Raw genomic sequence first — 24,713 nt, forward strand, 5'->3', positions numbered from 1 at the left:
AATGTAATAAAACGTGTCACAACGTATGAAGGTTTGATTATTTTTTCTAGCACTTTTTATTTTTTCAGCCACTCTAAATGTCCCAAATAAACACCGAGACAAGCGCATTAGATTAAAGTCTAAGTGTTCTAAGCGCGGTATTTGTTTTAAATCAAAAAGGCGAAAGGTTTCGCATGTGACAATCACCGTAGCAATAAAGTAACTCTCACTAAATAAAGGACAAATCATTATGACTACTGCATTTTATATTCCTACCGTTAACTTAATGGGTGCAGGTTGTTTAAAAGATGCCGCTGATAATATTCAAGCAAAAGGATTTAAAAAAGGGCTGATAGTAACCGATAAAATTCTGAACCAAATTGGTGTTGTAAAAAAAGTTCAATCGCTGCTTAACGAGCGCGATGTCGCAACGGCGGTATTTGACGGTACCCAGCCAAACCCTACCGTTAGCAATGTAAACGATGGCCTAAGTATTTTAAAAGACAATGATTGCGACTTTGTAATTTCACTTGGTGGTGGTTCGCCACATGATTGCGCAAAAGGTATTGCGCTTGTTGCTGCAAATGGCGGCAAAATTGGCGACTATGAAGGGGTCGACCAATCAGCAAAACCAATGCTACCGCTTATCGCAATTAATACAACAGCCGGTACAGCTTCAGAAATGACGCGTTTTTGTATTATTACCGATGAAGAGCGCCACATTAAAATGGCCATTGTTGATAAACACACCACGCCGTTAGTATCGGTTAACGATCCTGAGCTAATGCTGGCAAAACCTGCATCGCTTACTGCCGCAACCGGTATGGATGCGCTTACCCATGCAATTGAAGCGTATGTATCAATTGCAGCAACACCAATCACTGATGCTGTCGCAATTAAAGCGATTGAACTAATTCAAACACATTTGCGCGAAGCGGTGAATAATGGCGAGAACATTGAAGCACGTGAACAAATGGCCTATGCGCAATTTATGGCAGGCATGGCGTTTAACAATGCATCGCTTGGTTATGTACACGCGATGGCGCACCAACTAGGCGGTTTTTACGATCTGCCTCACGGTGTATGCAACGCAATCTTATTACCACACGTACAACGTTTTAACGCTAAAGCGGTTCCAGGTCGCTTACGCGATGTTGCAAAAGCAATGGGCGTTAATGTGAGCAATTTAAGCGAACAACAAGGTGCAGATGCAGCAATTGACGCAATTGTTAGCTTAGCCAGTGATGTTGGTATTCCATCAGGTATTGAGCAATTAGGCGCAAAAGCTGACGATATTCCTACACTTACTGAAAATGCGCTAAAAGATGCCTGCGGATTTACTAACCCAATACAAGCTACATCTGAAGAAATTGCAGAGATATTCCGCGCTGCAATGTAGTGATAACGCGATAACTCCTTAAAAAATAGAAAGGTTAGTATTCGCAGCTAACCTTTTTTCTTGCCTTAATAACAATGTTGCTTGGCTATCTCAACTAGCGCGTGTTGCTCTGTACGTTCTACATAAATGCAAAATAAATTTTACCTTTACGACAATTATTTATCGTTTTACTTAAAACAAAAATAGCCCTAATTTGTCGGTGTTAAAATATCAATCCAGTTAATTGAAAAAGGGTAAATATGAAGATTTTTTTAATGGTATTGGCATTAGCAAGCACTGTAGTTTGGGCAAGCGAAGAACAAGCGAGCGTAGAAACAGTGAAAGATTCTTATGAATTCTGCCTAGATATGGCTGAAGAAGAAGAGAATAAAGACAGCGCCGTGCTATTTTGCGTAAACGATGAATTAAAATCTCTTGGTTACAAAGGGTTTGATTCATTACAAGCAATCAAAAGCTTTATTAAAGCAGATTAAGCGTTAAACGCTAACACACATGATACAGACGAAAAAAGGCCAGCATTTGCTGGCCTTTTTGTTTTTTAAGCTTTTGTTTCGTCAAAAAAATATTGCAACCTTTTAAAAACAATTTGCGACTTAGTTAAAAACAACAGCTAAACAAACAACTATGAACAAATTTTTACTCGCACTTTGTACACTCGCTATTACCTTTTCAACGAACGCTAGCGCCGTACCAGCCAGCATTTTTGATATTTCGATAAGTGAATCATTTGATTCATCTCTAACTAAATTGCAAGAAAATTGCCAAACAAACGTGCGCGTTTTGTCTAACTTACCAGTGCGCTTTCCACTCGCAAAACACACAGAGCAACATTTAGTATGTGACACTGTAAAACACGGCGGAAAGGCTGCTATTGTAATCGCCGACGGTAAGGTTGCGCACATTAACACAAATAATATCAGTGAAAATGCCATTACCGGCTTAAGCGACAAATATGCTGAGTACATAGCGTATCGAGCACACAGCAATCATCTATTGTGGTTAAATACAGACACCAACAGTGCTACCTTAATCGGGCAGGATGCGCTTCACCCAAATTTGTTTGTATGGTCTAACCCACATATCAACAATAACCAGCAAAGTGAAGTTACGTTAAATACCTTACTTAAATTTGGTGCGTCAATTGATGCGCTTATGCCCATATTTGAAAAGCACTGCCATCCGCTGGTGATTCAAGACACTAAACCCTGGTTGTTAACCAAGCCTAATGCGCAAAAACAAGTTAACTGTTTTAATTTTTCGGCATTTGGTTTTCCGCGCAAAATTGAAGCCGTATTCGGTGATAACCACCTAGAACTCGCTTGGATTTTAACTGCAAGCGCTGAACAAACACGTGTGGCGCAATCACTTAGCAACACCTACGGCAAAGCAATATTTGAAAATGCTCAGTGGCAGGCATATCAAAATGGTGAAATTTATTTACGCAAAGACAAGCCAGAGGTCTTAGCAATATCAAAAAGGCTTATTCCTCTTATCAAAGAAAAATACGCAATTACGTTTTAAAACAAAACACCGCATGTGATTCGTGTGCCAATTAGCTTACCTTGACGCTAACTAATTGGCATGCCAGCCATTTTGATATGCTAAACTGCCCCAAAGCGCATGTGCCAACGCCACTTTCGCCTCATTATGATCGAGTGGTTTTTCACTCATATAATTATCTGCGCTATTAAAATCGAACATTTTCGGTTTTTTCCCTGGCTGCAAAATGGTGATACCTTTATTACTGTAGTAGGCAAAATTATCCGCATACTGCATTAATGCCCTGCCAGTTGTGGTACTTTGTGTTAAATCGCGCCCAATCATAGGCGATTGATTAGTTACCCCCATTAATGACAGCAAGGTTGGCGCTAAATCAATTTGGCTAGCAATGGCTTTATAGCTCTGATTATCAAACTCACTGTTTAAAATAATCGCTGGAATATGAAAATTGTTTACCGGCACTAGAGCCTGACCTAACGCGCGAGCATCGTGGTCAGCAACAATCAAAAACAGCGTATTTTGCCAATACGATTGGGTTTTTGCTGTATTAATAAACTCACCTAAGGCCAAGTCTGCATATTGAATTGCTTTATGTCTTGCGCGCTCTTTATCATCATACTGAGCAAGCTGAGATGGTGTGTAATCAAACGGTTTTATCGCCTCGTTCGGAATTTCAAATGGATCATGATTGCTTGAAGTGAAAATCAGGCTAAAAAACGGTTTTTCTTGTAACGCCAGCTTATTAAGCTCTGTATTCGCTTGTGTGAACACATCTTGGTCACTTGCACCCCAAGAGCCGACAAAATTTAGCTTATCAATATCATCAAAATCCACAATTGTTTGAAAGCCATTGCCGAGAAAAAAGCTTTTCATATTGTCAAAGTGGCTTTCACCGCCATAAATAAACTGCGTGTTGTAACCTTCAGATTGCAACAAACTTGCAAGTGTAAAAAAACCTTTCTGTGACTTGTCTAACTTAACCACCGCCCTTGCAGGCGTCGGCGTAAAGCCAGTAACAACGGCCTCAATGCCACGTACAGATCGCGTGCCCGTTGCATAAAGCTTGTCAAACCCCCATCCCTGTTGATACAAACTGTCGATATTAGGTGTCAGTGGCAAGCCGTTTAAACGTTTAACATACTGGGCGCCGAGGCTTTCTTCTAAAATGATCACCAAATTCTTTTTCGCACCTAGGTAGCTAGGTTGCTGTATTTTAAACAATGGATTATTCGGTAAAGTAAAAGCCGATGTTGGTAAGCCTGTTTCTTGACGAACAATGTTTATAACCTCGCGCTCAGGCATCGCGCCATATAGTTTGCTCGCATTTTTTTCATTTAGCAGCGCTTTAACTGCATGGAATACACTATAGGTGGAATTAAGCGTTAGCGAATTCACTAGCGCATCATTTGAAAAAAACACATACGCGGGATTGATAGGTCGGTGTCCCAACGTGCCACGTGCAAACAGTATAAGTGCAGCAAGTAACAGTAAAATAGCGACGAGTTTAACCTTTGCTGTAGCGTGAGTTTGCCCAGTAGTTTTAAACACAAAATAATTGGCTAGCGGCAGCACAATTAACTTAATTGCAGCGACCAATAAAATAAGTGTTACAAAAACAGCGGCAGAATGCCCGCTCATCAACATTGAAAACACTTCTTTTGGATACACCAAATATTCCACAAACAAACGATTTGGTCGCAAGCCATACTCTTCTATGAACATGGGTGTTGCCATTTCTAAAAACACCAAGATTGTTAGAATTAGCACTAAGTAGCTTTTAAGACATGCTAGCCATATTGGTTTTAGCGCTTTAATACTTAATGCAAGCGGTGAGATAAGTGCAGGGATAAGCAGTAAATAACCCAACGTACTTAAATCAATGCGTAATCCACCAATTAATAAATTTAACAACGCGTTGGGGTTTGAAAAGTGTTGATACTGCCAAAGGCTAAAGCCCAAACGAAAAGTGCTAAGTACACCTAGCACACACAAAGTTAATACCAAATACGGCATTAGATGTTTTTTAAGATCTGTCAGCATTATTAATCTCAGCTGTGACTACCTAGAGCGTTCTATTTGTTAGACCTTAAACGGCAATACTTAAGAAAAGCTTAAGAAACGGTTTGCTGCAGCTTATTGCTAAAATAACCTTGTTAACGTAAGGCAAAGGCAATTAGCTGTGTGAAAGCTGAACAATATCGCTATTAAATGCAATTTCTTTGATGTAGCGCTAATTCTTAAACGCAAACGCGGTTAATTTTTAGCGCGCATTAAACTATAATTTGTGTCGCTAATTACCTTTTACTCGCGTTCTCTTTGCGCTGCACCTTTTTGACTACCGGCTTGTAAATAATGACTACGTTTCTTTTCCGCTTTGCTATGGTTTTTTTGCTAACAGTTTTTACCTACACCGCGACTGCACAAACGGGGAATAATATTAAATGTGGTATGGCGACAGGCTATCCGCCTTTTCAGTTTATCGAGAATAACCAACCCACTGGCTTTGATTACGATGTGCTGACGCGTGTGTTACAGCAAGTTAATCAAGAACTGTATTTAGTTGCAGATACATGGGATGAGGTAGTAAACCACTTACGTTTTGCCGAGCTTGATTGCGTCACTGGAATGGAAATCAATCCGCTGCGAGAAAAGTACTTTGATTTCACCATACCCTATTATTTTCGCTACACCACAGTGTTTGTAAAAGAAGACAGTAAAGACATTGAAATTGTACGTGACCTCTACGGAAAAAAAATTAGCGGCGACAAACACTCGCTCACCGAAACCATATGGCAAGAAAAGCATATAAAAGATAACTTTCGTTTAATCCAAACTGAGTCAAAAGAGCAAGCGATGTTAATGCTTGCCAACGGTGAAACTACCGCTGCTATTATGCCGCGTTCAGTGGGGCTGTACCTCGCTAAACAGTACGGTGTTAAAGTTAAAATTGTGCAATCAAATTATCGCGGTACCCCCGTTGCCATTGCGGTCAGAAAAGGCAACAAAGTACTGCTCGACAAACTGAATTCAGCGCTTCAAACACTGCTTTCGTCAGGCCAGTTAGACACCTTGCAATCTAATTACCAAGACTAATTTAACAATTGATTTAATTGACAAAATTTATTTAAAGCGTAGCCTAACGCCACATTTTATTTAAAATCACTACAAGGACTGTAATGAACTGCTCTCATGCGCTTTATTGTGTGGAAGACTTCCTTCAAATTGCTTACTTACTTTCAAATCCTATCTTTGCTAGTGGCATCGTAATTCTTGCTTTTATGCTTCGCAATATTCCAGGTCGCCCTTGGCTAATTAGTTTTGCTGCGCTGTCGTTATTTTCGAGCGTGTTTTATTCTGCTATTCAAATTGCGCAATATACATTATGGGGCGATTTACTTTATTTATACAAACATTATAACGATACGATGAGCGTATTAAATTTATTAAAATTTAATATTTTATTTCCCTGCTTTTTACTTAATTTATGGACTCTGAAAAATCTAAACATACCAATTCATACCTTGTTCTTTTCGTGGCGAGGACGTGCTACTCGAAGCATGTTTTGGGGTATATCGCTGCTTTACGTAGTATTATGCTTAGGGTTATTTAACGCATTAAATAATTTCTTTAAATCCAATTCTAGCCTGCCCGTTTACGCTGAAGCGATTTTTTTCTTAGTATTCTTTTTCACCCTGTGTGTGATTTCCTGGATGACCTTAATGATTCACATAAAGCGTTGGCACGATTGTAATCAGTCGGGTTGGATGATGTTTTTGAGTCTGATCCCTGTGATTGGTCCTATCGGTTGTATGTTATACCTAGGTTTCGCCAAAGGAACCGATTCGGAAAATAAATATGGCCACCCAGTTTCAGTAGGTGCTGGCGTTACCAATAACCCTGTACCTAATGAAATAAATAACGGGTAAAAATAGAGCAGCGGTTGCCTTAACCTTGCTTTATCTTTATAACACTAAAGAAAAAACAAACAGATGCTGTTAAGGACTATTTATGGCTATTTATCAATTTCTCGATTTCACGTTTTGCGCAACAACATTTGCCTTAACGCAATCAGGTAAAGAAAAGCCGATTCGCCCTAAAACAGCACAGGCACTGCTGTTTTTTTTAACACAGCCAGAGCAGTTAATATCAAAACACGCATTGTTTAAGGCACTGTGGCAAAGTGAAGACGTGCAAGACTACCGCCTTTTCCAAGTGATCAGTGAATTGCGTAAACTGGCACCAGAGCAACAGCTTATTCGCACCCAACCTAATCAAGGTTATATTTGGCAAGCTACGGTAACACAGGTAACGCCGGTTCAAAGAGCACAGCTGCCTTTGCGCGCCATTGCTGCTAGCCTAACCTTAATGGTATCAACAATTACCTGTGCTATGTGGGTATCACATAGCGATACGCCGCCTACAACAAATTTATTGCCGGCAATGAGCAGCTACTCAAATGCGCTAATCGCTTTTCAAAAAAGTGATTTGGAGAATGCCGAAAAGTGGCTTAACTTTAGTTTGCAAGAAAACCCCGACTCCATCGAGGCGCAACTATTGCTCGCTGAAGTGAAATTACACAAAAAAGAGCTCACGCAAGCAAATCAGCTTGCGTTTAAGATTATTAATCAAACGCCAACTTCAGATTATTATCGTACGCAAGCACTCGACCTATTAAGCCGTATATCATTAGAAAACAGTGAAATAAATGATGCACTCAACTATGCAATTGAAAGTAAAGCACTGCTTAATTCAAGTTTAGCCGTGTGCAGCAGTGAAGTAGTCAATCAGCGTATTGCGACGATTATCACCAACAAACCAGCAACTGCAAGCACGACTCAGCATAACCCAGTTAACAGAGAATCTCTTATTGCAACAATAGTGACAAATAACAAGCAGCAAGCCAACACAGAGCAAAGTGCTGAACACTTGGCGCTTTGCCACCAACTAAATCAGCCAACCAGTTTTAATTTCACAAATAGCACCTTGCATAGTGATATTTTTGGCTTACGACAACGCACTATGCGCACTTAAATCTGCCTTACCCTTAAAATTATAAGCCATTAATATTAAAAAAATTATAGCTATTTATAGATGATTATAGATAGTTTTAAATGCGTCGAACGCGGTGACCTTGTAAGTTGGCCTAATCCAATTTTAATAGGCTAATTATATGCAATCAGTTAATCGAATTATCGCGTTATTATTCACACTTTCACTCTTTTTTTGCGCTGCGTTTGTGCACTCACAAACAGTGCAACCACTCGAAAATAATCACTCGACTCTTGCAGCGGTAAAACAAAAGTTGTTTGATTTACTCGGTGAAAATACACAGTTTTCCGTCGAGCCCTATAACAATGAGCTCCGCTTAGTCACAACACAAAACCATACGTTTTTCGCAAGCCCCGATGGTAAATATTTATATTTAGGACAAGTTATCGACACCGAAAGCAAAATAGATCTAACTGAATTAGTAAAGCAGCAGCAACGTGTAACACTTATCAAAACCTTGCCTAGAGATGCACTACTAAGCTATCAAGCAAGTAACGAACAGCATGTCATCACGATTTTTACCGATATCGATTGCCCATTTTGCCGCAAATTGCATGGAAAAATTGAGGAACTCAATCGTCAAGGCGTTACGGTTGACTATGTAATGATCCCACGAGGCAAAGTCGGCAGCAGCGCATTTGAAAAAACCGCCGCCGCTCTGTGTGCACGCAATCCACAAGAAGCCATGAACCAAGCAATGCAAGTTGGCCACTACCAAGGTAATGTTACAAACGTCTGTGAGAATAACTTAGTTACACAGCAACAGCTGGCACAGCGATTTGGCTTTAGTGCAACGCCTACTATCTTGCTACAAAATGGTGAAGCCATTTCGGGATTAATCAAAACCGATGAGTTGCTACAGCGATTAGCTGATATTTAACACTTTCGCTTTCTTATGTTGCTGTACCATATTATAAATTGAGGGTCTATTGAACCCTCACTCCCCATTGTAGTTCGGATTATAAACACATTGTGTGTAATACCATCATCTAATCATAAAACCACAACATAGTGCCGTTTTTTGCTTTCAAACCCAGCTTGTACCGATTTACAATATGCCTTGTGCACCACTGAGCAATGTAAAACTTACAAATTGCGACTTTTTTACCGAGTAACTCTTTACACAGTTATTATTAAAAAGCTAAGAATCCTTATTAATCCATTGAAATATAAATGAAAAATAATAGGCATAAAATTTGTATGCAAGTTCATAAAAAAGCAGAACGAACATATTTACTTCGCCACTGCAGCAATCTACTAAACTAAATGACGTTTACATGAGAAAACGGAGATCATTAAATGAAAAAACACACTCTTGCGCTATCTATTTTGGCAGCTGTAACAAGCATGCCATCACTTGCTGAAGATAAGGAAATCTGGCTTGGTGGCTTTGCCGAATATTACTATGCAGACAAAGATAAATTCCAAGCAATGCCAAAAGACCGCATTGATTGGGGTTGGGGCTTAGAGCTTGGGGAACGTTTCACGCCTTCATGGGGTGGTCGTTTTGAATATGCACGCATCGACTTAGAAGCATATCCAGGTCAAGAAAGTATTGACGGTCATCGCTACGGTTTAGATGCGATGTTCTTCCCATTCCAAGGCAATTCATACGTATTTGCAGGTTTAAAACACGAATCACTTGATACAGGTTATAACCTAGGTAATTTAGGTGTCGGTATGCATTGGCCAGTAGCCGACAAATGGAAGGTAATTACAGAAGTGGCGGCTTACCATGACTTTGGCGAAAATCACAAAGATTACAGCGGTAAACTTGGTCTACTTTATCAGTTTGGCGGTAACAGTGCGCCTGCAACCGAAGCTCCTAAAGCAGCGCCGGTAATTGACAGCGACAACGACGGTGTTATTAACGCAAACGATCAATGCCCGAATACAAAACAAGGTGTACGTGTAGACAGCACTGGCTGCGCTATTGTACTTGATAGCGATAACGACGGTGTTAACGACAACGAAGACAGATGTCCAAATACACCAACGACAGATAAAACAGACGCACAAGGGTGTACACTGTTTAAAAACATGCAAGACAGCATTAAATTAGCGGTACAGTTTGATAACAACTCAAGTGAAGTACTTGATCCAAACAGCTCTGACTTACGTCGTTTTGCTGATTTTATGAAAAAATACCCAGAGCAAAATGTGCAAATTGAAGGCCACAGCTCAGCCCCAGGTAACGCGGTTTATAACCTAAAACTGTCAGAAAAGCGTGCCAAAGCAATTAAACAAGTGTTAATTGATACATACGGCATTGATGAGTCACGTATTAGCGCTGTAGGTTACGGTGAAACGCGTTTATTAAACGACGCAAACACAGCTGAAGCACACAGTGAAAACCGTCGCATTGAAGCGAAATTGATGGTTGAAAAGCGTGTAAAAGTTACGCGTTAATACTAGTAAAAATTAAAAAACGGCGAACTTAGGTTCGCCGTTTTTATTTTACGATTATTTTGCCGCAAGATATTCTGCAAACGTGATAAAAAATGGCACACCAATCAGTACGTTAAATGGAAACGTAATACCTAACGACGCGGTAATCGACATACCAGCATTAGCTTCTGGCAAGCTTTGTTTCATTGCAGCAGGCACCGCAATGTAAGAGGCACTTGCGCCTAATACTGCCATTAATGCAATACCACCGCTACTTAGCCCAAGCATTAACCCAAGCCCTATGCCCGCAAGGCCACCAATCATTGGCATCAGTACAGCAAAACTAATTAAGAACACACTGTTCTTTTTAACCGATACAAGCTGTTTGCCTGCGATTAGCCCCATTTTGAATAAAAACAACGCAAGAATGCCCGAAAAAAGATCAATAAAGAAAGGCGATAATTTAGCAACACTTTCACCACCCAAATAACCAATAATTAAGCTCCCGAGCATCAGCAGAATGCTTTGGTTCGCCACAAGCTCTTTTTTAACAAATTCACCGTTGATGATTTTCAAGCTGCCTTTTGCTAATACTAAGCCTACAATAATTGCTGGCATTTCTAATAGAACAACAAACAGCGGGAAGTACGCTTCATACGAAATATTGTTCGCCTCAAGAATAGCAATTGCAACAGCATACGTGGCCACACTCACCGAGCCATAATGTGCGGCAATTGCCCCAGCGTTAATTTTATCAAGCTGTCCGAAATAGCGTAAAAGAGGGTATGCGATTAACGGTAAAACAAGGCCAAAAGCAACGACTGCCAGTGACATTGAAAGTAACGCGGGATCGATGTGTTTTTGCAGTGCAAGACCCCCTTTTAAGCCAATCGCAATCATCAAAAACATACTCAGTGACTTATACAGCCCGTCAGGAAATGCTATTTTGGCACCTAATAACTGACTAACGATACCCAAAATAAAAAAAGCGACAACGGCATCAATAATCATGGTTTATTTTTCTTCCACGCGTTGCATATAGTGGGCCGCGGCAGGTCGAGACAAGCCTAGCTTGTTGCGTGCGACTAACTGTGAATAAAGTGAAAAGCTAAACAATAACGCTGCAACAATAACAAATGCCAACTGAGGCTGACCAATTTGACTGCTCAGCGCATAGAACGCCAGCAGCATTGCACAGGTAACGAGAGACAATATAAAACTTCGGTTCTTCATTTTACTTTCCCATCCATTAAATTAAGCGACAAAAAAAGTTTACACACCGTTTTGATTAGATAAAAATAGATATTAACTATATTTAAATTAGATTTTTATCTAATTTAGTGTTTTGGAATGAGTATGGCATCACGATTACACGCGCACATTGGCACCTTTCGTCAACTTGAAATTTTATTAGCCGTATATGAAGGTGGCAGCATTAAAGCGGCAGCAGAATCATTATTTTTGACTCAGCCTACGGTTTCTATGCAACTTAAAAAATTAAGTGAAGCTATTGGCTTACCGCTTTATCAACAAGTAGGACGGCAACTTAAATTCACCGATGCGGGATTGGCAACCGTGGCAACAAGTAGGCAAATAATGCAGCAATGCGAAGCGCTTGATATGCACTTATCTAACTTGCGAGGGCTTAAATCGGGTACACTTCGCATCGCCTGTGCCACAACAGCAAAATACTTTATTCCTCACTTATTAGGCCCGTTTTGTAAACGTTATCCAGGAATCGACATTCAATTTACCGTTGCTAACAGACAACAAGTCATTGAGCGATTTGAGCAAGGGGTAGATGATTTCTATGTATTTAGTTACGTGCCGCAAGAGCTGGATCTTGAAGTTATTGAGTTTATGTCGAACGACCTTGTGGCAATAGCCAATGCGGATCACCCATTTGCAAAACGTAAGCAAGTTTCATTAGAAGAGTTTTCAGCGGAAAACTTTATTATTCGTGAAGAAGGCTCAGGTACACGCTACGTCACCGAGCAGTTTTTTAAAAAGCACCAAATAAAACCTAATGTTCGTATGACGATTGCCAGTAACGAAGCCATTATTCACTCAGTGCTCTCAGGCATGGGCGTAGCCATTTTATCAGCTCATACACTAGCATTTGGCGACAGCTATAATGTGAAAGTGATTAACGTATCCTCCTTACCTATTCAATCCAAATGGTCTTTCTCTTGGGCCAAATCGCAGCAGCTTTCGCCCATTGCCAAGGTATTTTTAGATTACGTGGAAACTGAAGGTAAAGAGATGATGACAAAAGCCATTCGCTTGTAGCGAAATGCAAAGCAAACCTTGCAATACAATTTTTAAAGCGCGCTGCTCCATAATTGCCAGCACAAATACGCATAAGCAAATACCAATATGGAGCAAGTGCTAACGTTACGTGAGAGACTGTTCAAACCACCAAATCTCACGCTACTATGCATTCAAAACACGTGAAAGTCCGACAATTACCACCTTCTACTGCCAATTTAGCCATTATATCCCCTAGCTAAAATCAAATTACCGCTTGAAATAATTTAAATATTAATGATAATAGTTTTTATTTGAATTAACTATTTGAGATGCCCGATACTAAAACCTGTATTCATAACGTGATGCAAATTTGGCAACAGCATGTATCAAAAGGTAACCAAGCTTTCGATAGCTGCCAGTTTTCTTACGCTAACCTTCTTTATGCCGATTGTTTAACTGCGTTAGAACAAATAGAGGCGGAAATCGAATCTGATTCACCTCCGCCAGAAGCTTGGATTGTGGATCAGTATATTCCCGCTGTGGTGGTGTCGTATTTAAACTTAGTAGATTCCAATATCGCACAGCAAAATATCAACAACGCCTGCGATCTGTTAGTTGAAGGCTACAAAAGCGTATGCAAATGCGCCGCGCATATTTTTACATCAACCCAGTCTTCGCATCAGCTCCTCGTATTAAAGCATCTCTCACAACTAAAACACCATTGCTTCGTTTTACTAAAGCAATATGGCGACGATACGAATATCGTCAGCAAGTTAAATACCATCATGAACACAATCAGTGCTCAAAACAACACGATTCACTAGCGGACAACGCTAAATTATAAAGGAAATAAATATGGCATTTATACTACCGAACCTCGAATATGCATATGATGCATTAGAGCCGCACATTGACGCAAAAACCATGGAAATACATCACACTTTGCATCACCAGACTTATGTAAATAAAGCTAACGAAGCGCTAGCTGGTTCTGAGTTTGAGCAAAAAAGTGATGAATGGCTGCTAGCCAATATTGCTGCTTTACCGCACTCATTACAGGGGGCTGTAAGAGACCATGTGGGTGGTCATCATAACCACAGCTTATTTTGGCAAGTGATGTCTCCCACTGGTGGTGAGCTTCATAAAGGTGAGCTCGCAAATGCGATTACCGCTACATTTGGCTCATTTGACGCGTTCCATGATCTGTTTGTTAAAGCAGCATTAACTCGCTTTGGTAGTGGTTGGGCATGGCTTGTTGTAAATGCAAATGGCGAACTAGCAGTGACGAGCTCTGCCAACCAAGATAGCCCGCTAATGAATAACGAAACGCCAATTTTAGGTTTAGACGTGTGGGAGCACGCCTATTACTTAAAATACCAAAACCGCCGTCCAGAATACATTAGCGCATTTTTCAATGTTATAAACTGGCAAGAAGTAGAGCGCCGCTATTTAGCTTTAATCTAATCTCAACAAAAAGGCTTACCAAATGGTAAGCCATTTACCATCATCAATAAGAAAACTAAGAGGGTTACTGTGCTACGCACCAAACTTTTATTCGCTGTGTTATCGCTTAGTATGTTACTAACTGCTTGCCAAAGCACTCATATGCCAAGCCATGAGAAAACCGTAAGCGCGCTTGTGCAAGACAACAACCAATGGCACTTAGCTACACCGCTAACAAGCTTGTATGACTATCAACTGATCGATGTGCGTTCAGGGCGACCTAAGACTGTTGATTTAGCAAAAAGCATTGGCGGGTTGAGCGATTATGACGTGATATTTATTGGTGAGAATCATCGTCATCCAGGTAATCATTTAGCACAGGCAAACATTTATCAAGCGCTACTGAAAGCTAACCCTAAAATCATCCTTTCGTTAGAACAATTTGAGCGAGATACGCAAACATACCTAAATGCGTATTTAAATGATGAAATTGGTGAATGGTCATTACGCCACTTTGGCCGTGCATGGGATAATTACCAAAGCAGTTATCGCCCTCTTGTTGAAATAGCAAAAACACATGGTTTACCTGTTATTGCCGCAAACGCACCGAAAGATACTGTGGTATGTACAGGAAGACATGGCTTAGAAATATTAGAAAACTTACCAGAAGAACGAAAACACCAAGTGGCACAGTCGTTTTATACGCCAACCGAGGGCGCTTACTTTAATAAGTTTACTGCCAATATGGGGCACCGCCAGGAAACAACTAAACCAAGTACGTTAAATCGCTATTTTGCCCAAGTAGTTCGTGACGATACCATGGCTGAATCAATCCATAATGCATTAGAAAATCACCCAAATCACAAGCTAGTGCACTTAAATGGCCATTTTCACTCTGCATCGCACCTTGGTACCGTTGAACGGGTAATCCTGCGAAAAAAACGAAAAATCGCGGTGATCCAACCTATTTTAGTAGATAACCCCAGCGCTCCCTCATTTTCGGTTGATGATTTGAATAAAGGCGATTACCTATTGTTAATTCACCCGCTGCCAGAACAAGTTAAAACTAAAGAAAACCGGCGTATTTGGATGCAAACTGTATTTAAACGCTCCGAGCAAGACTGTACTTTTGGCACTAAATAAGCCTAATCTAAGCTGTTAGATAAAACGTACAAATTAAAGGGTAAATAGTTGTGGAGCGTAAATAAGTTGCAGGCAAACTGATTGCCCAGAACTTAGTTTAAATTTTTACGCCACGTTTAAATAAAGCAGGATTTAAAGCATATTATGAGATTTCTAAACATTTTCGCTGTTTTTTCGCTACTTTTAACCTCATGGGTTAGTGTTGCCGAAACAGCAAAACCGACATTAACCGTAGGCCAAACACTCTCGTTGCCCGAGCTTAATGACCAATTTGATAAAAAGCAGACACTTTTACCTAGTACAAAATGGCTGGTATTCAGTCACGATATGGATAGTAGCAAACTTGTTAAAGCGGCATTTGAAAATAAAAAAAGTGATGATTTATTGGCTGCAAATGTTCAATACTACGCCGATATTAGCGCCATGCCATCACTTATAAGCCGCTTTATTGCTATTCCTAAAATGAAGAAGCTCGCTTATTCGGTAATTATGGATAAAGAAGGCAACGTACTAAACACTATTCCCAAAAAAGATGAGCACGTTACTGTGATAACACTCAATAACGGCAACATAACGCAAATTAATATAGTGGACACTAGCAAGGCTTTAAAAGCCCTTATAAAGTCCTTTTAATTTATTTTCATATGGCTTAGCATTAAATAATAATGATTATCAATTGCAATTTAGTATTAAGCCATGTTAAACGAATTCGTTACTCGCTCATGCCCTTGCTGCAACAAGCCGCTTAAACTGAGTGACCGCCTTGCATTATTAAATCGCGAGCCACTCAACTGTAAGTATTGCGCTAAACCGCTTAAACCAAATGTAAACATCACTTTGTTTAACGTATTTTGGCTAAGTATGAGCATTTCATGGCTAATTAAAAATACCACCAGCTTAAATTATTTATACGCTCTCGCGGCGGCGCTGTTTACCGTCAGCGTGTTTCTGCCAGCGCTCGATCTGCTCTTTACACTCGAACCAGATGAATCAGACTAAATTAACAAACGCCTATTCACAATCTTACGTTCCCCTATTTTCTCAAGGATTATCATGAAGTACTTTGCTATTGTATTAATTGCTGTCTGCTTAGCTGCATGCGACTACTTACCGAAAAATGCGACGCTAAATCTATCGTCAGAGCAAATTAGTCAATTACAAACACAGCTACAGCCAAGCGAACAGGTTGTCGTCGATGCACTCTCAACCCATCAATTTGTTGCACTTGGCGATGCCCATTACTACCCTGGTTTTATGCCAGCAATAAGTGACATTATTACCTCACCAAGAGTTGTATCACAGCAGCCAATTATTGTGCTGGAATTTGGCAATCAAAATTACCAAAAATATATAAATCAGTATATTAAAGGTGATGCTGTTGATGAATCACAGCTAAAACACGTACTGCGCGAAACCCTCTATTTCACCGCATGGCTTGGCGACGGATATATAGAATTATTGCAATCAATCAGGGCCATAAATCAAACATTGCCCGATGACAAAAAGCTAACGGTACTGTTGGCAGAAAAACACTTTAACTGGGAAAATGCCACCGCCGAGTCTTGGCAGCGTGCTGCATCGAGCAAAGTAGATGGCTTTTACGACACACTCACACCAATTATTCAGTCTAACCAAAAAGCGATTTTAGTGTTTGGCGGTTTTCACTTATTAAAAGCAACGCATCCAGAAACGGTTAATCAGCAGGACTTGTCTCTGGTTTCTCGTATTGAGATGGCTAAACCTAACTCAGTATTTACTGTGTGGCCTGTTATTCAAAACGTGTTGTATGACGTGCTGCCTAATACAGACACGGCAAAAATTATTAAGCTAGACGATAATTCCGTTCTCGCCGATATCCCATTTCGCGACATAATGCCAAAAGCGCGACCTATGCTTAGTAAAATAAACAGTAAAGATGCGACACTTCAATCACTTGCCGATGCTTTGTTGTATGTGGGTCACACTAAACGCGATATGACGTTTTCAAAAGATGTGATGAGTGATGAAAAATGGATAACAGAAATGAAAAAGCGTGTTGCGATTATCGGTGGCAAACTCGAAACCCGCTTTAATTCGTTACTTAACGATAATAACCTTAAGTAACGAGTTACACCGTACTAAACATCTGTTGTTAGTACGGTGGTTAGCTTAAATATTTTGTAAGGTTTCTGATTGCGGGAAAGTCGTTTGTAATCGCTTTTTATATACCTCAAATTCAGGGAAACGTGTAAACAGCTCAAAACTTAACACCTGCCCCCAGCCTAAGATCACCGCAAAATATAAATCCGCAAGGGTTGGTTTTTCGCCTGCTAAATAAGGCGATTGAGCTAATTGGTCTGACACAAAATTAAGTAACTTAACAATCTCTTCTTCAGCATTTTGCTTAACCGAATCATGATCCGTTGACACTTTTTCCGGATGAAATATCTTAGTGAAATGGCCATGCAAACTACTGGCAACAAAATTTAACCACTTTAACGCTTCCATGCCATCAACACTTGCTAAATCAGGCATTAGGTGTGCATTTTTATGCTTTTGCGACAAATAAATTAAAATTGCTTCGCCCTGCGTAAAGGTGTGGCTGCCATCTACCAACACTGGTAATTTACCAAGTGGATTAACAGCCAAAAAATCGGCGTTGTGCTGCCCGCCTTCAAAGAGATCTACTACCACAGTTTTATGTTCTGCACCAATAACTTCTAGCGCCATTTTTACTGCAGAAGAACATGAAATTTGAAAATGATAAAGGGTATACATAATTAGCATCCTGTCTAAAGTTGAATTAATTACACACGCACTTTACGCCACTTTAGCGCTAAAAAAATTAGTGATTTACGCATTTTTATTGTGCAATAATGCACAGATGAACTTAGATGATGATTACCAATACATAGTTGCACTTTATCAGTCGGGTACCTTATCGGGCGCTGCCAAGCAACTTAAGGTTAACCACACAACCGTTGCACGGCGTATTCAAGCATTTGAAAAACGCTTTAAGGTTAGGCTGTTTGAACGTGTGCCAAAAGGCTATCAGCTGACGGAAACCGGCAAAGCGGTGTTACCTGATATCGCGCTGTTAAAAGAACAACAGCGCAATATTGAACGCAAGCTTTTTGGCCAAGACCAGCTGTTAAGTGGTGAAGTAAACATTGCTTTAACACCTGAACTTGCAAACGACTTTGTTGTACCCGCACTTAACGAGTTCAATGCGCGTTATCCCAATATTCAAACCAACTTACTAATTGGTTCAATGCACAAAGACTTGCGTGCAAGAGAGGCCGATATTGCACTTAGATTTACCCCATCACCGAGCCAAGACGATTTAATCGGCAGAAAGCTGTTTGCCTCAAATTGGGGCGTCTATGCAAGTGATGATTATTTAAGTACCTCACGCGCACAGCACCGCGTGTTATTGTGGGAGCTAGAATTTGAAGCCGATTGGCATAACAAATACTTTCCAAGTAGCAATGTGATCGCGCGATTTGATCAACTCGGCCCGCTTGTTACCGCGACTAAAAATGGATTAGGTATTGCAAAATTACCCTGTGGTTTAGTCGATTCACAACAAAATTCAAATCTTTACCGCTTAGATATACCGGTAAAACCCTCAATTTGGAGTTTATGGTTGCTGTATCATTCTGATTTAAAAACGGCAGCAAAAGTCACCGCAACCAAAGACTTTTTATATCAGCATCTATCCCAATTTGCGCACTACTTTTCAGGCGAGCATTCACGCTATTGGAAATAAAGCAATTCACTTTAAATGTGTTACAAAAAAGCCGCAACTGATTGCGGCTTTTAGTATTATGTAGCGGATTCAATCACACCCTAATTTGTTTGACCCACAAATTTAATGTTATCAATCCAAACCGCATCATCTGACTCCGAAACCGATGAATCTTTGGTATAACGCCATTCGATTTTATTTTCTCCTTGCGGTATATCAATAGATAGGTCTTTCTGCCAGTCTGCTTGGCTGCTAATTGAAAGCTGAAACACGTCATTCAGATATACCTTCAACATATCACAGCAGCTCTCTGAAGATACCTTAGCATCAAATGTTAACTTTCCTGCCATTAACAACGCTGAATAGGTGATACCTGATTGTTGGTTGTGGTTAATTTCCCCTGAGCGAATGCTCCTAGTACCATCACTTGCCTGCGCATCTGATAATTGCCATGGTTGAGCACTGTCGCTACTATTTTGCCAAAATGCACTGTCGATACCTTGCTCAAATGATTCAGTAAAAGCACTAATTGCGATTGGCTTAGCGTCAGCATCAAGCGGATCCGTGTTGTATTTTAATACCTCATCACCATCGCTAAATGTATCACCATCAGTATCAATTACTAACGGATCTGATCCAACTGTTAAGACTTCTTGACCATCACCTAGCCCATCGCCGTCAGTATCAAATACCAATGGCTTGGTTGAATGACTGTTAATTTCGTCAAAATCACTTAGCTCATCATTGTCGGTGTCTCGCTCGATAGGTGATGTATTAAACAAATACTCGGACTGATTTGATAGTCCATCATTGTCTAAATCGCCAATCGCATCGTCTGGATTATCGTCTGATAGCCCATATTTTATTTCCCACCATGCTGGCATATTATCGCCGTCTGAATCACCATAGTTGATAACTTCGAAGTGCAGCTCGTTTGAAATGCGTGACACGACGACAAGCTGTTCGTGATGCTTTTCAATGGCAAGCAGCTCACCATTTACAGGCTGGCTTAAGAGAATAGAAAATGCACTATCATAGGTTTTTAGTTCTGAATTGGAGTTTGCCACTACAAACACGTCAGAAAACGCCACAGCATCTTCATTCGTGTTAGTCAGCGATGTTACAAATTGCATGCTGTCTGCGTCATACACATCACCACTACCTAATAAAACATGATCACCTTGGTTAATCACATGTATTGGCGGTCTAATGCTGTAATCTCCATGATAAGGGGTTTCACCCTCCCCAGTTATTTTTCCGGTTTGCTGGTCAATCACTTCAAAATGAAGGTCATTAGGTGATGTACCGTCACTGAAGAAATAAACGCGATTGTTTTGCTCGTTCCAAGCATAGACACGCGAATAATGATTCCAATCTTTGTAATCTGTTTTATTTCCATCTCTATCAAAAATATAGTGTGACTCCCAAGCACCGCTAGCATCTTGCGCTAGTAAATAATTACCAACTGATGCAAGTCCATTTACTGCCGATGCAGTATTCGCCAACCGCATTTCAGGGCCAATGTTCGTTACGTCAACATAGGTAATTTCGCCACTTTCATAACCGAAATACAAACGTTGATGAGAAGGCGAGTAAGTCATCTTATTAGGTGAAACAGATGAAATAGCTGACTTTTTGCCTACTTGAATTGGATTTGTATATGACTGAGTTTGTGAAGACCAACGGTAAACTTTTCCATACTCTTTACTAAACAAGTAAAGGTGGTCAGTACCATTTGACGCGATTTCATCAGGAACAAAAATAGGCATAGTAGCGCTGTAATCACATGAACCTTGTCCATCATCATGCTCCGCTAACCAACAGGCACTGTCCTGGGGGAAAATATCAAGTGTTAAGCCCGTTGTTGAATCAGCTTCTGTATAACCCGAATTCCACTGATCTGGAAATCCATCATTATCAGAGTCTACTGATGCAGCTGGGTCAGTTGGGAAAGCATCTAAGATATTACTTACACCATCTCCATCGGTATCATTATTTACAACGTATTCGGTAAATAAAATGTCATCGTTAGACCGACTCACGATAAATATGCGATTATCAGTAGCAATTACACGAATAAATTGACCAGTAAAGCTCAGACTTTCTATTGTATCAAAGCGTGAATTGTAACGATTCAACACAAATGTATTGTCTTGAGTATTCGTTACAGTAACTAATTCACCATTAGCTAACCAAAGCGCATCGCTGAATGCATCAATTGCGCTTTGCCACTCTAGGGTATTTGCATCATACAAGTCTCCACTACCAAGCAATACTAATTGACCAGTATTCGATACCCTGATTGGTGGTCTTATACTATAAGCTCCGTGATATGGCGTTTCACCCGACTCAGTTACTTTTCCTGTTTGTTGGTCCATTTCTAAGTACATTAAATCATTGGGCGAACTATTATCTCGGAAGTAATAAACACGGTTATTATATTTATTCCACGCATAAACTCGTGAATAATAGTGCCAGTCTTTATAATCCGTTTGATTTCCATCAACATCAAAAATGTAAATTGTCTCCGCAGAACCACTTACACCTTGCGCTAACACATGATTACCAACTGATGCGATGCCTCCCACTGAGTGAGCTGTATTTGCGAATCGTTTTTCTGGGCCAATATTTGCTAAATCAACATAGGTAATCTCACCACTTTCATAACCAAAATATAAGCGGTTATGCGTTTGTGAAAGCTCAACTTTTTTTGGTGCAGCTGTTGATAGCCCCATTTTGCGACCCACAATTAATGGGTTTGTGTATGCATTAGACTGTGCAGACCAGCGAAACACTTTACTGTGTTCTTCGCTGTATAAATAGATACCGCCAACACTATCGGACAATACAAGATCAGGAACAAAACTCGGCATTGTCGCAGCATAATCGCATTGCCCTTGGCCATTGTCGTGTTCTACTAGCCAACATGCACTATCATTTGGAAAACTATCCAACGTTAAGTCTGTGGTAGAGTCTGCCTCAGAATATCCGTCATTCCATTCATCAGGATAACCATCGTTGTCCGAGTCTAAAGATGCTGCAACATCCATCGGGAAGGCATCGGTTAAATTATCAACGCCGTCACCATCGGTGTCATTATTTGCAACATACTCAATAAAGGTAAGTTCGCCATTTAATTCACTAATAATGATAACTTTATTTGCAGCCGCTATTATGCGAATAAAGTGGCCCTCGTAATCACTTAGTTCAATAGTTGTTAAATCACTCGTTCGACGTGTAAGAGTAAATGTACTTTCATTCAAAGCATTTACAGTAACAAGTTCCCCGCTACTTAGCCAAATTGCATCGTTTAAGGCATCTATCGATATTTGCCAATTCAAAGTATCGGCATCGTAGATATCACCACTACCAAGTAAAACAAACCTTCCATCATTAGACGCTCTTACTGGCGGTAAAATCTGAAAATCACCGTGATACGGAGAGTCTCCATTGTCAACAATCTCACCTGTCGTTTGATCTATTTGCTCGTATTCCAAGTCATTAGGAAACATGCGTTGACTGAAAAAGTACATTCGTTCATTTTCAGCATTCCACGTATAATCGTCAGAATAGTGACTAAAATGATTAGCTGCGGTCTCTTTTCCATTTTTATCAAATATATAATGTGAAGACCAAGAACCTGTACCTCCCTGAACAAGTAAAAAATTGCCGGCCATCGCAAGACCACCTAATTGTTTAGGGATTTGTACTAAATCAAGTTCGATACTTGGATTTTCAATATCAATGAAAGTAACTTGCCCATCTTGATATCCGAAGTACAGACGTTGATGTGACTGAGAAAAAGCCATGTCAATTGGCGCTGAGCCGATAAAACCAGTCTCAATTTTGATTGGACTCAAGTAGTGTTGCGTTTCAGACGACCACCTGTACACCGTACTGTGCTCCTCACTGAACAAGTAAAGAATACCATCTGCATCAGCTTCCACTTTTTCAGGAGTAAAACTCGGCATAGTAGCACCAAAGTTACACTCTCCCTGCCCATTATCATGCTCAGTTGCCCAGCAAGCATTATCATCTGGGAATAGATCTAAAGTCAGGCTTGATGTGGAATCGACTTGCGAATAACCATCATTCCAACTATCCGGAAAACCATCATTGTCCGTATCTAACGACGCAGCAATATCCATCGGAAATGCATCCAACTCGTTCGAAATACCGTCGCCGTCAACGTCATTTGTTAAATCGTAATTATGAGCCTTAAAGTGGTCTATCGTTTCGGTGATAAGTGTAAATTGACCATTGTGACCAGATATCACCTTTGGCGCACCTTCTAGCTCGCGCATATCAATTAGGTTAAATTCATTATCCAGCCTACTAAAGGTTGTATTTCCAGCCACATAACGAGTAGAAAGGTATTGTTCGTCATTCACCGGAATCATTTCGAATAAATTAATATCTAACCTATCAGCATAACTCAGGCCTTCCTTAGAGAAAATTTCTCCAGATAAAAACATCAGCCGAGAATCGTTCAACTCAATAAACAGCGGGGTGTTTGGAAGAACATTACTACTTGGGTACTCATAACGTCCGATAGTGACTTCGCCATCGCTGTTTAATTCAAAATAACCAAGGGCATGTACTTGGTTTGAGTAGCCTAATGATGCAAAGAACGTCGAGTTCTGTTCATTCCAAACACCATACTGGATATTATAAGGAACTCGAGCAGAGCCAGTCTCTATTCCGTTTACATCGTAAACCAATACCGAATTCATGTCAGACACGAACAAATAAGGTCCCGCAACAACAAGCTTTTGCTCAGACGTAAGCGTAAATTGACTTGGCTTTAATGTTTTAGATTGATCGAAGTATTTAACTGAGCCATCACCATATCTTAAATAAATGCGTTCGTGTGTTGGATGAATCAAAAAGTCTTCTAATTCAAACTCATTATCATAATTGAGCGGCGTGTCAAAATGTTGATTTTCAGTATTTAAAGCAAGTAATTGCGATGTATCGCTCAAGGTGAAATAAATATATTCATTCGAGCCTCGAATAATCGGCGCACTCGTTTGTTGTTTTAATAAGGTTAAATAACATGTGCTGCCGTTACCATCGGTTTGCAAATAACACGACTGATCATTTGGGTAATCATCTGAATTATCCCCTACGCCATCAAAGTCAGAGTCAACGGATTCATTAGCATCAAGTGGAAATGCATCATCTTCATCCAGCACACCATCGTTATCATCGTCGGTATCTTCGTTATTACCAATACCATCTGAGTCGGAATCTAACCACTCAGCACTATCCATTGGAAAAGCATCTTCGGTGTCTAAATAACCATCATTGTCATCATCGTTATCTTGAGAATCCGCAATACCATCACCATCAAAATCTGCAATAGGTGGCTTTGGCGGAGGAGCAGAAGAATCACCGCCTCCACAAGCGGTCAGTACGGATAGAAAAAAAAGATATGAAAGTAAACGAAGCGAGCGCACTTAAAATCATCCTTGAGTTTATGTAATTTATATGGGGACGGGAGTATAAGGGGTTAAAAATCCAAAATACAGATAAAACAAAGTTTTGTTCTACTTTTCTTATGGTTGGGGTAACTATAAATTTGTGTATCTAGGTCTAAATCATTTTTGTCACCGCGCTTCTTTTTATCGTTTTTACACATACCGACTTATTGTACTTTTACAAATAGTGGTTTTTACAACCAAAGCTTGCCTGTAACCGTAAGTCAATCTGACTACGCCATAAGCACATTTGTTAATAACGTTAACCGTTACTTTTATTAATGTTAAATGTCATATTGAACGATTGAATATAGCAAATGATTACAGTTATCATTTGCATCTTAGTTACAAATAC

Annotated in this window: 21 protein-coding genes; 16 read left to right on the plus strand and 5 right to left on the minus strand. The window is 40.1% G+C overall.

Annotated elements, in window-relative coordinates:
* Positions 1 to 229: 229 nt before the first annotated feature.
* The 3 genes from yiaY to PSPO_RS19850 all read left to right on the plus strand — a co-directional run bounded on the left by yiaY (position 230) and on the right by PSPO_RS19850 (position 2,899).
* Positions 230 to 1,378, plus strand: a complete 1,149-nt coding sequence (yiaY, locus tag PSPO_RS19840; RefSeq protein WP_010558785.1) for an L-threonine dehydrogenase — start codon at positions 230 to 232, stop codon at positions 1,376 to 1,378.
* Positions 1,379 to 1,617: 239 nt separating this feature from the next.
* Positions 1,618 to 1,851 (plus strand): phage tail tube assembly chaperone, encoded by a 234-nt coding sequence (locus tag PSPO_RS19845; protein ID WP_010558784.1) that lies wholly within the window; start codon positions 1,618 to 1,620, stop codon positions 1,849 to 1,851.
* A gap of 151 nt (positions 1,852 to 2,002) precedes the next feature.
* On the plus strand, positions 2,003 to 2,899 hold the full coding sequence (locus PSPO_RS19850; RefSeq protein WP_010558783.1) for a hypothetical protein: 897 nt from the start codon (positions 2,003 to 2,005) through the stop codon (positions 2,897 to 2,899).
* A gap of 51 nt (positions 2,900 to 2,950) precedes the next feature.
* Here the strand turns inward: PSPO_RS19850 and PSPO_RS19855 are convergent, their stop codons facing one another.
* Positions 2,951 to 4,918 carry an LTA synthase family protein gene (locus tag PSPO_RS19855; protein WP_010558782.1) on the minus strand — a complete coding sequence of 656 codons (1,968 nt, stop codon included), beginning with the start codon at positions 4,916 to 4,918 and terminating at the stop codon, positions 2,951 to 2,953.
* A 312-nt stretch (positions 4,919 to 5,230) separates the two neighbouring features.
* On the opposite strand from PSPO_RS19855, the gene PSPO_RS19860 reads away from it, so the two are divergent.
* The 5 genes from PSPO_RS19860 (at position 5,231) to PSPO_RS19880 (ending at position 10,336) form a co-directional block, all read left to right on the plus strand.
* Complete coding sequence (locus PSPO_RS19860; protein WP_010558781.1) at positions 5,231 to 5,971, plus strand: transporter substrate-binding domain-containing protein; 741 nt, start codon at positions 5,231 to 5,233, stop codon at positions 5,969 to 5,971.
* A gap of 83 nt (positions 5,972 to 6,054) precedes the next feature.
* Positions 6,055 to 6,804 (plus strand): DUF805 domain-containing protein, encoded by a 750-nt coding sequence (locus PSPO_RS19865; protein ID WP_010558780.1) that lies wholly within the window; start codon positions 6,055 to 6,057, stop codon positions 6,802 to 6,804.
* A gap of 82 nt (positions 6,805 to 6,886) precedes the next feature.
* The gene (locus tag PSPO_RS19870; RefSeq protein ID WP_010558779.1) at positions 6,887 to 7,909 is read left to right on the plus strand and encodes a winged helix-turn-helix domain-containing protein; all 1,023 of its coding nucleotides are present in this window, start codon (positions 6,887 to 6,889) and stop codon (positions 7,907 to 7,909) included.
* A 139-nt stretch (positions 7,910 to 8,048) separates the two neighbouring features.
* On the plus strand, positions 8,049 to 8,807 hold the full coding sequence (locus tag PSPO_RS19875; RefSeq protein WP_010558778.1) for a DsbC family protein: 759 nt from the start codon (positions 8,049 to 8,051) through the stop codon (positions 8,805 to 8,807).
* Positions 8,808 to 9,226: 419 nt separating this feature from the next.
* On the plus strand, positions 9,227 to 10,336 hold the full coding sequence (locus PSPO_RS19880) for an OmpA family protein (RefSeq protein ID WP_010558777.1): 1,110 nt from the start codon (positions 9,227 to 9,229) through the stop codon (positions 10,334 to 10,336).
* Positions 10,337 to 10,390: 54 nt separating this feature from the next.
* Here PSPO_RS19880 and PSPO_RS19885 read toward each other — a convergent pair whose 3' ends face one another.
* Positions 10,391 to 11,326 carry a sodium-dependent bicarbonate transport family permease gene (locus PSPO_RS19885; protein ID WP_010558776.1) on the minus strand — a complete coding sequence of 312 codons (936 nt, stop codon included), beginning with the start codon at positions 11,324 to 11,326 and terminating at the stop codon, positions 10,391 to 10,393.
* Between the two features lie 3 nt (positions 11,327 to 11,329).
* Positions 11,330 to 11,548, minus strand: coding sequence for a hypothetical protein (locus PSPO_RS21615; RefSeq protein ID WP_010558775.1), 219 nt, complete (start codon positions 11,546 to 11,548; stop codon positions 11,330 to 11,332).
* Positions 11,549 to 11,671: 123 nt separating this feature from the next.
* Between PSPO_RS21615 and PSPO_RS19890 the strand changes: the two genes are divergently transcribed.
* The 7 genes from PSPO_RS19890 (at position 11,672) to PSPO_RS19920 (ending at position 17,254) form a co-directional block, all read left to right on the plus strand.
* Positions 11,672 to 12,604 (plus strand): LysR family transcriptional regulator, encoded by a 933-nt coding sequence (locus PSPO_RS19890; protein ID WP_010558774.1) that lies wholly within the window; start codon positions 11,672 to 11,674, stop codon positions 12,602 to 12,604.
* Between the two features lie 290 nt (positions 12,605 to 12,894).
* Positions 12,895 to 13,389: a hypothetical protein gene (locus tag PSPO_RS19895; RefSeq protein WP_010558773.1), complete on the plus strand. Its 495-nt coding sequence runs from the start codon at positions 12,895 to 12,897 to the stop codon at positions 13,387 to 13,389.
* 31 nt (positions 13,390 to 13,420) lie between these two features.
* Complete coding sequence (locus tag PSPO_RS19900; protein ID WP_010558772.1) at positions 13,421 to 14,029, plus strand: superoxide dismutase; 609 nt, start codon at positions 13,421 to 13,423, stop codon at positions 14,027 to 14,029.
* Positions 14,030 to 14,098: 69 nt separating this feature from the next.
* Positions 14,099 to 15,151 carry a ChaN family lipoprotein gene (locus tag PSPO_RS19905; RefSeq protein ID WP_010558771.1) on the plus strand — a complete coding sequence of 351 codons (1,053 nt, stop codon included), beginning with the start codon at positions 14,099 to 14,101 and terminating at the stop codon, positions 15,149 to 15,151.
* Between the two features lie 144 nt (positions 15,152 to 15,295).
* On the plus strand, positions 15,296 to 15,784 hold the full coding sequence (locus PSPO_RS19910) for a hypothetical protein (RefSeq protein ID WP_010558770.1): 489 nt from the start codon (positions 15,296 to 15,298) through the stop codon (positions 15,782 to 15,784).
* Positions 15,785 to 15,847: 63 nt separating this feature from the next.
* A complete protein-coding gene (locus tag PSPO_RS19915) occupies positions 15,848 to 16,150 on the plus strand; it encodes a hypothetical protein (protein WP_010558769.1) in 303 nt (100 codons plus the stop codon).
* 54 nt (positions 16,151 to 16,204) lie between these two features.
* On the plus strand, positions 16,205 to 17,254 hold the full coding sequence (locus PSPO_RS19920; RefSeq protein ID WP_010558768.1) for a hypothetical protein: 1,050 nt from the start codon (positions 16,205 to 16,207) through the stop codon (positions 17,252 to 17,254).
* Between the two features lie 45 nt (positions 17,255 to 17,299).
* On the opposite strand, the gene PSPO_RS19925 is transcribed toward PSPO_RS19920, so the two are convergent.
* A complete protein-coding gene (locus PSPO_RS19925) occupies positions 17,300 to 17,908 on the minus strand; it encodes a glutathione S-transferase family protein (protein ID WP_010558767.1) in 609 nt (202 codons plus the stop codon).
* 106 nt (positions 17,909 to 18,014) lie between these two features.
* On the opposite strand from PSPO_RS19925, the gene PSPO_RS19930 reads away from it, so the two are divergent.
* Positions 18,015 to 18,899, plus strand: coding sequence for a LysR family transcriptional regulator (locus PSPO_RS19930; protein ID WP_010558766.1), 885 nt, complete (start codon positions 18,015 to 18,017; stop codon positions 18,897 to 18,899).
* Positions 18,900 to 18,979: 80 nt separating this feature from the next.
* Here PSPO_RS19930 and PSPO_RS19935 read toward each other — a convergent pair whose 3' ends face one another.
* Positions 18,980 to 24,337 carry a thrombospondin type 3 repeat-containing protein gene (locus PSPO_RS19935; protein ID WP_010558765.1) on the minus strand — a complete coding sequence of 1,786 codons (5,358 nt, stop codon included), beginning with the start codon at positions 24,335 to 24,337 and terminating at the stop codon, positions 18,980 to 18,982.
* Positions 24,338 to 24,713: the final 376 nt, after the last annotated feature.

The sequence above is a fragment of the Pseudoalteromonas spongiae UST010723-006 genome, assembly GCF_000238255.3.
Classification (GTDB): domain Bacteria; phylum Pseudomonadota; class Gammaproteobacteria; order Enterobacterales; family Alteromonadaceae; genus Pseudoalteromonas; species Pseudoalteromonas spongiae.